The sequence below is a fragment of the Sulfurovum sp. bin170 genome, from assembly GCF_010892395.1.
In the GTDB taxonomy this organism is placed as follows: domain Bacteria; phylum Campylobacterota; class Campylobacteria; order Campylobacterales; family Sulfurovaceae; genus UBA1140.
The window spans coordinates 1-4,147 of sequence record NZ_JAACKB010000459.1; the positions used below are offsets into that span (position 1 = coordinate 1).

The window sequence follows — 4,147 nt, forward strand, 5'->3', positions numbered from 1 at the left end:
ATCATATTTTAACATAAAAGAGTAGATTTTGTTTTTTAAAACCATAGATTTTTCTAAATTTTCTAGTATAAGAGTAGGGCAACCCACAGAGGTGTTGATGTTAGAACGAGGTGATAAGATACCAAACGATAGAGTTATTATCGGTCATGCTAACAATCTTTTACTCTCACCTACACCTCCTCCATTGATGATGCTCTCTAAAGATTTCTCTTTTATAGAGTTGGATGATGGTCTACTAACCATAGGCTGTGCCACACCAACAGGCAAGATAGTCTCCTTTGCCAAAAAACATAATATTACAGGATTTGAGTTTATATCTAAACTCCCTGGCTCTTTAGGTGGGATGATTGCGATGAATGCAGGGGTAAAGTCTTATGAGATTTTTAATATCATAGACTCTATAAAGATAGATGGCGTATGGATACCAAAAGATAATATAGAGCATGGCTATCGTTTTGCAGAACTCGGTGGAGTAGCGACAGAGGTACGATTTAGAGTTGAAAAAGGATTTGACAAAAGCTTATTGGAAGAGCTTAAAGACCTCCGTTCAAATCAACCAAAAACTCCCAGTGCAGGTTCAGCTTTTAAAAATCCAAAAGGTGATTACGCAGGACGACTTATAGAGGCTGTTAGACTAAAGGGGGTCAGCCAAGGAGCCATGCAGTGGAGTGAAATACATTCAAATTTTTTGGTAAATAATGGTGGAGGAGTATTTGAAGATGCTAAATATCTGATTGACTTAGCTAAAGGGAGAGTTTTTGAGGAGTTTGAGATTGAGTTGGAAGAGGAGGTTCAGATATTATAGGGTGATAGTAAACTCTGTTCCATCACTATCTGACTCAACTTCAAGTCTCCCTCCCATCTCCTGTTCTATAATCATCTTGGAGATATAAAGCCCAATCCCATCACTATTTTGTTTGGTACTAAAATATGGGTTAAATATCTTATCAATATGTCTCTTATCTATTCCCTTTGCATTATCTCTAATGCTAACTACTCCATCACCAATAGAGATTTCAATAAATGGATTTTCTATCTCTCTCTCGATAAGAGCATCTTTAGCATTATTAAGCAGATTTAGGATAACCTGTTCGAACTCATTTCGGTTTCCATAGATAGTGGTATCATTTTTTATCAACTCTCTTCTCTCTATGTTAGCTATCTCTAAACTATGGGCTACAATCTCTAGTGCATGGTGTGTTGCCTCTTTGATACTAAACTTCTCTTTGGCTTTTGAGGGGTTGTAGAAGTCTCGAAATGTATCAATAGTATTTGACATATAGTTTATCTGCTTGTTTGCTTCGGTGAGTATTATTTTACTATTTTTATCCTCTTTGTGCATTCGATTTAGGTTCATATGCAAAACCGAGAGGATATTGAGAGGTTGTCGCCACTGATGTGCGATAGTGGAAATCATCTCACCCATACTGGCTAATCTGGACTGTTGTAGCAGTAGGGCTTGTTGAGTTTTCTGCTTCTCCTCAAGCAGTTTAAATTTATAGGAGATGGCAAGAGAGAGAAAGATGGACTCTATCGCAAAAGTGATATGTAAAAAAGGAAAAGGAGTGCCAATCATTTTGATAAATCCAAGATGTTCAATTAGTGCTACAAATATTGCAATATACCACCCTGTAAGCAGAAAATAGAAGGGTAAATCTTTCTCTTTGATGAGTCTATTTGCTTCGCTTAGGACAAGCCATATAGGGATAAATAGGAAGTTTGTAAAGATACTAAAAGAGAAGAAGATAGCAAACAGAATATCTATAATAGTCAGATATAGAATGATTTTGATAAGCTGGTTTACTTTTTTTACATGGTAATCTTTGATAAACTCATGAATAAAAAGTAGAGAGAAAAATAGTACCAACGCTCCTGCTGTGTAGAAGAGTGATATGCTTTTGAGTCCAAATATTTCGTCGAAAGGGGCGATAAACATACTATCTAGGTTGATGAGAAAAAAGAGCGTTGAGAGTTGAGCAAGTCCATAGTATAGGTATTGACGACTCTGCATATAGAAATAGAAAGAGAGATTATAGATACCAGCAGAGATAATCACACCAAAAGAGATGGAGGCTGTGAGAAATGCGATATTGTCAAAGTTGTGAATGGTCTCTGTGCTTTTTATAAAGAGTTCAGCATGAAAAAAATAGGCTGTAACAGCTGAAAAGATTGCTATTAGTAGTAGCTTGACTTTTAGTACTCTATCCATAAAGTTTTATTCTATAACCTGTTTTTGAGATATTTTCTATCACCTCTTTTCCTATGGATTTTCGTATCTTTCTAACCAAAGAGCGAAGAGCATCTAGGCTCATATAGGTATCCGACCAGACAAAGTTCTCTATCTCAATATAGGAGACCACTCTATTACGATTTTTGATAAGAATATCAAGTAGCAGACTCTCTGATGCAGAGATGTGAACAATTTTGTCATTAATGCTAAGTGAGTGATTGAATGAGTCATAATATATCTCTTTTGTGAGTCGTATAACACTTGGATTTTGAGACTCCAACCGCTCAAAACAGCCTTCCAGTGCTTTCATTAGCTCATCTTCATTGAGAGGTTTACCTAAATATTTGATAAGATTTAGACTTACAGCCTCTAATAGATACTCGACACTTGTATAGGCAGTGGTGATGATGATGGGAGTATCCAAATCCTCCTCTCGAATCTTTTTACAAAACTCCAATCCACTCATCTGTGGCATCTCTATATCGGTAATAATTACATCAGGCTTCTGCTCTTTGTATATTTGGATTGCTTCTACTCCATTACCTGCCTCATATATCTCTTTGAAGTGTGGTTTTAGAAACATAGAGGTGAAGAGCCGAGTAGTTGCGTTATCTTCAATGTATAGAAGTTTGTATTTGGGTTCATTTAAGTTCATGCACATCTTTTTCTCATTTTTTTTTGCTATGGTTTCTATATTAGATATCTTTCAAAACTAGGAACCGATGGCTTCAGCCTCGTAATATTCGGGACTAAAGTCTCCGATTCCAAATGAGTTTTGCAAGAAGTCTATTATAGCAAAAGATTGAAGAGGATAGAGATGTTTAGAAAAATTATAAGGCTGACTTTACTATTGGGGATTTTTGGTTGTGGAACGATGTTTGACAGTACAGGTAGTTCAGGGTCAAGAGATAAGATAACGATACCAAAAGAGATATCTGTTAAGATACCAGAAATATTGAAAAATAGTAAAAATAAAAGAGTTGAAAAGATAGAAAAAGAGAGTGTAGAACAGAATATTAGTCAGGGGTATAATCGTCTAAAGGGTAATATTGAAGAGATAGTGTGGAGTCAAAAAATGATGGAGATAAATCTTCTATTTATTGAAGAGGTTATAGGAGAAATAGATAGAAGATGTAAAAAAACTGCATTAGATAAACTTTGTATTATTGAGAGTGGTGAACTCTCTTTTGCTTTTAACGATAATTTTTTTATAGAACTTAGTAGCATTGTGAATGAGGAGATTGATGACTCTCTCTATGAGCTAAAGGATAAAATTATATTTTTAGGTGAAGTAAAGTTTACCCAATATAGTAAAAATGAAAATTATCAATACAATTTAAAAATAGATACCTCTCCTCTCTCAAAGCTATTGGGGGATGATGAGACTTCAATACAAATATTGAAGTGGTCAAAAGATGAAAATCGTGTATTTAGCTACTTTTCTGATGAATCAAATAGTCAAAAAAGTGATTTTGGTATCAATTACTTCAAAAAAGATAGTGGTGAAAAAGAGATGTTTGTAGATAGTAGTTTTACTAGTAAAGTTAATATTGATAGAGGGAAGTTTCATCTAAAAATTATTGAAAAAAATGATAAAGATGAGACTTTTGAAATCACATCCAAATTGGAAAGCAAAGAGGAGTATGAAGGGGAGATATATTATGATAATAGTTCATCTATAGGTGAAATTTCAAACCAAGGAGGCTTCCTCTCTATCTCTGGAAATTTTAGAGGTGAGATTTCTAAGGAGAAATACCTATTTGATGGCAATGGTGAGATTATCTCTAGTAGATATTGTGAGGAGAGTTTGGTATGTGATTTGAATGATGACTCCACATGGCTAGATATGAATACCATTGAGTTTACGCAAGGGGTGAAGCTTATTGGAACAGTTGGAGGGTTGAAAAATAGTACTCG

General features: G+C 34.9%; 4 protein-coding genes. 2 read left to right on the forward strand and 2 right to left on the reverse strand.

Going from position 1 to position 4,147, the window contains the following annotated elements; translation table 11 throughout:
- Nucleotides 1-28: 28 nt before the first annotated feature.
- The gene (locus tag GSY74_RS10695) at nucleotides 29-805 is read left to right on the forward strand and encodes a UDP-N-acetylmuramate dehydrogenase (RefSeq protein WP_164665135.1); all 777 of its coding nucleotides are present in this window, start codon (nucleotides 29-31) and stop codon (nucleotides 803-805) included.
- Here the strand turns inward: GSY74_RS10695 and GSY74_RS10700 are convergent.
- Together GSY74_RS10700 and GSY74_RS10705 are read right to left on the reverse strand one after the other, a co-directional pair.
- On the reverse strand, nucleotides 800-2,209 hold the full coding sequence (locus tag GSY74_RS10700) for a sensor histidine kinase (RefSeq protein WP_164665137.1): 1,410 nt from the start codon (nucleotides 2,207-2,209) through the stop codon (nucleotides 800-802). The two genes, GSY74_RS10695 and GSY74_RS10700, sit on opposite strands and share 6 nt — an antisense overlap.
- Complete coding sequence (locus GSY74_RS10705; protein WP_164665139.1) at nucleotides 2,202-2,885, reverse strand: response regulator transcription factor; 684 nt, start codon at nucleotides 2,883-2,885, stop codon at nucleotides 2,202-2,204. Before GSY74_RS10705 ends, GSY74_RS10700 begins: the two co-directional genes overlap by 8 nt.
- 162 nt (nucleotides 2,886-3,047) lie before the next feature.
- Here GSY74_RS10705 and GSY74_RS10710 point away from each other — a divergent pair.
- A partial coding sequence (locus GSY74_RS10710) for a hypothetical protein (RefSeq protein ID WP_164665140.1) occupies nucleotides 3,048-4,147 on the forward strand: 1,100 nt, incomplete at its 3' end.